Origin of the sequence: Ancylomarina sp. (assembly GCF_041555295.1) — a bacterium.
GTDB lineage: Bacteria > Bacteroidota > Bacteroidia > Bacteroidales > Marinifilaceae > Ancylomarina.
Genome location: NZ_JBFFKR010000317.1, coordinates 1 through 3464, shown reverse-complemented (window position 1 = coordinate 3464; position 3464 = coordinate 1). Strand labels below are relative to the sequence as shown.

At 36.5% G+C, this 3464-nt stretch carries 4 protein-coding genes; all 4 read left to right on the top strand.

Translation table 11 applies throughout. From position 1 onward, the window contains the following. Nucleotides 1–914: 914 nt before the first annotated feature. The gene (locus tag ABY905_RS15220; protein ID WP_372645403.1) at nucleotides 915–1493 is read left to right on the top strand and encodes an acetate uptake transporter; all 579 of its coding nucleotides are present in this window, start codon (nucleotides 915–917) and stop codon (nucleotides 1491–1493) included. 151 nt (nucleotides 1494–1644) lie between these two features. Beyond that, complete coding sequence (locus ABY905_RS15215) at nucleotides 1645–2070, top strand: BLUF domain-containing protein (RefSeq protein ID WP_372645401.1); 426 nt, start codon at nucleotides 1645–1647, stop codon at nucleotides 2068–2070. Between the two features lie 137 nt (nucleotides 2071–2207). Next, on the top strand, nucleotides 2208–2963 hold the full coding sequence (locus tag ABY905_RS15210) for an SDR family NAD(P)-dependent oxidoreductase (RefSeq protein WP_372645399.1): 756 nt from the start codon (nucleotides 2208–2210) through the stop codon (nucleotides 2961–2963). Nucleotides 2964–2982: 19 nt separating this feature from the next. After that, on the top strand, nucleotides 2983–3276 hold the full coding sequence (locus tag ABY905_RS15205) for a TIGR04076 family protein (RefSeq protein WP_372645397.1): 294 nt from the start codon (nucleotides 2983–2985) through the stop codon (nucleotides 3274–3276). The last annotated feature ends 188 nt before the right edge of the window (nucleotides 3277–3464 follow it).

Here is a 3464-nt window from a genome sequence, read left to right as displayed (position 1 = left end):
TATCTAATAAAAGCAATACTTTTGCCAACGCTTTGAAACAATACAGACTCTGTAAGTTGAAAAGTTTAAACTGATCAATCATTCTTTTAATAAGAATTCGATATAAAGATCTTTCTCATACCTGGCTTCCACCTGTGTGAGCTAAGCTAAACTGTCATCATTTATTTGGTGACGGTTTTTTTGCTTTTTGTATTTTCCGAGGGTAATTCACATGCCCAACAGCTTACTGACATCAAAAACAAAAAAAATATTTTTATTTACTATACCATGTCTTACTGATAATAACACAACAAAAAAAACAGCATAACACTGACTAAGAGAATCTTCTCTCCAATGTCACAAATACTAACAAACATTACTATTTTACATTAACATCTCCTAATGAGAATTAAATTCAACAGAATTTAATTTTACTATTGTTTTATTAAATAAAAGGTCTACTTTTGCAGCGCTTCTGAACAAAATAAGGGTTTCTGGTTTGACACTTCAAACTCCAATTTTGCAAGGAATTTAATCGATCAATCTTCCTTTATTAAAGGATCAGATATAAAGATCTTTCTCACACCTGGCTTCCACCTGTGTGAGCTAAGCTAAACCCTTATCATTTATTTGGTAAGGGTTTTTTGCTACTAAATCATCAAGTTCTTCCCTCGCTGAAAAATCATAATTAGTCTATTTTTAAAATGGACTTCCTTATTTAAAATGACTCTAATCACAAACGCAATCACACATTTCACCAAGCTACAAAACTCTCTAAATAAGCTCGCTTTCAATACACCAACAACACTCAAACAGAAGTCTTATGTTACGTCAATACTAAGTTTAATAGAGTTCCTGGTATTATTTGAATTTTGGCGTTGCTATATCTAATAAAAAGAATACTTTTGCGGCTGCTTTTACAACAAAAATTTAACATGGAAAACACACAATTCATTATTCAAAAGGACAACACAGCGAATCCTGGACCATTAGGACTTTGCGGATTTGGATTATCAACTATCCTATTAAATCTTCATAATGCAGGTTTATTTGGCATGGATACTATGATTCTTGCAATGGGAATCTTTTTTGGAGGAATCACACAAATAATTGTGGGATCTATGGAATGGAAGAAGAACAACATCTTCGGAACCATGGCTTTTACATCTTATGGTAGTTTTTGGCTGATATTGGTAGCCCTATTAGTAATGCCTAAAATGGGCTTGGGAGAAGCACCTACACCTATAGCAATGGGATACTTCCTAACAGTTTGGGGTATTCTTTCTCTTGGATTCTTCGTAGTAACTTTAAAATTAGGTAAGGCTATGGCGATTCTATTTGCTTCGGTTGTTATCTTATTTGCTTTATTAGCAGCTGCAAGCTTTACAGGTAACCACACAATTCATACAATTGCTGGTATCGAAGGTGTTATTTGTGGTTCTATAGCTATTTATATCGCAATGGCACAACTTTTCGAAGCTGTATATGGCCGACAAATACTTCCTTTGAAGTAATATATAAAGATCTTTTTCACACTTGGCTTCCACCTGTGTGAATCAGTTAAGCCCTCATCATTTATTTGGTGAGGGCTTTTTAATTGGCTTTATTTTTCCTCTTGGAGAAGTATTGGTATATTTAGTAGACATGAATCAAAATCCCCCAACTATGGCAGATTTAATCCATATTGTCTATTTGAGTTATTCAGTAAAAGAATTATCAGAAAGTGAATTGAATAGCCTCTTGGCAACAATCCGTAGAAAAAATGAGGTTCAAAACATCACAGGCTTACTTCTCTATAACGATGAAGCCTTCATTCAGGTTATTGAAGGAAATAGAGAAACGATACACCAGATTTTCGACCTCATTTCTAAAGATTCACGTCATTCCAACATTGTTAAACTTTTGGAAGAACCAATTACCAAACGAGCTTTTCCCGACTGGTCGATGGGGTTTCGTAAAATTGATAAGGAGCAGAACTTGCAATTACCTGGCTTCTCTGATTTCATGCATACTGATAAATCAACAGTAAGCATGAAGGGGATTACAAAAGAGGTCATGCATCTTCTGAACAGCTTCCGAAAACATACATAAAAACATCATCATGAGTTGCCATATTTAAGTAAGAACAGAATACTACTCCACCCTACTGAATACGCAAGATCTTACACACAGCAGAAAATGCTCATTAAAATAAAGTCCTATATCAATGATAAAAAAGGAGGGTCGATATGAAACTTAAAATTGAAGGTAAAGTTGTTATTGTAACAGGAGCCAGTAGAGGAATAGGCGCAGCAACAGCAAAAGCCCTTGCCTACCACGGTGCAACAGTTGTTATCAACTATCTAAACAGCAAAGCCAAGGCAGAAGAGGTTCTAAGCTATATCAAAAACACTAAAGGATCTGGAATGATTTTTCAGGCTGACGTAAGAGATGCAGAGTCTGTAAATAAAATGGTTGAGGCGACTATAAAAGAATTTGGGATCGTTGATATCTTGGTTAATAATGCAAACATTAACTTTCCCATAAAACCATTTACCGAGCTCTCGTGGGATGATATCAACACCAAGATTGCAGGCGAAATGAAGGCTTTATACAATTGTTCGCAAGCTGTTTTGAAGAATATGATCGAACAAAAGTCCGGAAAACTGATCTTTATAAGCAGTGGTCTTTCTCGAAATCCGGGTTATGGTTTCTCAGCACATGCTGCCGCAAAATCGGCAGTAGACAGTATTGCCAAAGTCATGGCAATGGAATTGGGTCCTCTTGGAATTACTGTAAATGTCGTTGGACCGGGGCTTGTTTTAACTGATGCCACAGCCAATCAATCCAAGGAGATGCACGATAAGATAGCAGTAATGAATCCATTAAAACGTTTGGGACAGCCGGATGACATTGCCGGAGTTGTTGTGTTTCTAGCATCTTCCTTATCTGATTATATGAATGGAGAGTATTTACCCGTTAATGGAGGAAGTTTTGTTATTTAAAAATAGGGAGGAACTAAAGATGACAAAAATAAGATATCACACGATTAAAGTGACCGTTGCTTCTATTGTTGGAACCTGTCCCTTAGGAAATAAAAAAGGCAAGGAATTTATCATTAAGGGCACCACACCTGCCGGCATGTGCATGGGTGCATTTGGATCAATTTATTCAGCAGTACAGGTCTTAAAATTTGGAGGCAGTTTCCCATGGGAAGATGATCCTGATATTGCCTACATCAACTGTCCGGCTCATATCAACAGAGTGATTTATAAACTGGAACGATTGAAAGAAGAGGATAAGGATGAGTGTAGTTAATGCAATTGGAGGACAATGCAGTCAGGACAAGACATCCGACGAAAAAAAGAGACGCAGCACCCTGCTACGTCTCTTCCCATTTATTCTAAAATACATTCGACCTCTTTCTCTTCAACTTTCAGGTTTTTAATTTCATCCTGCTCATTCAGTTCATCCAGATTGACGAGGGTGACATCTTCCTCATATTC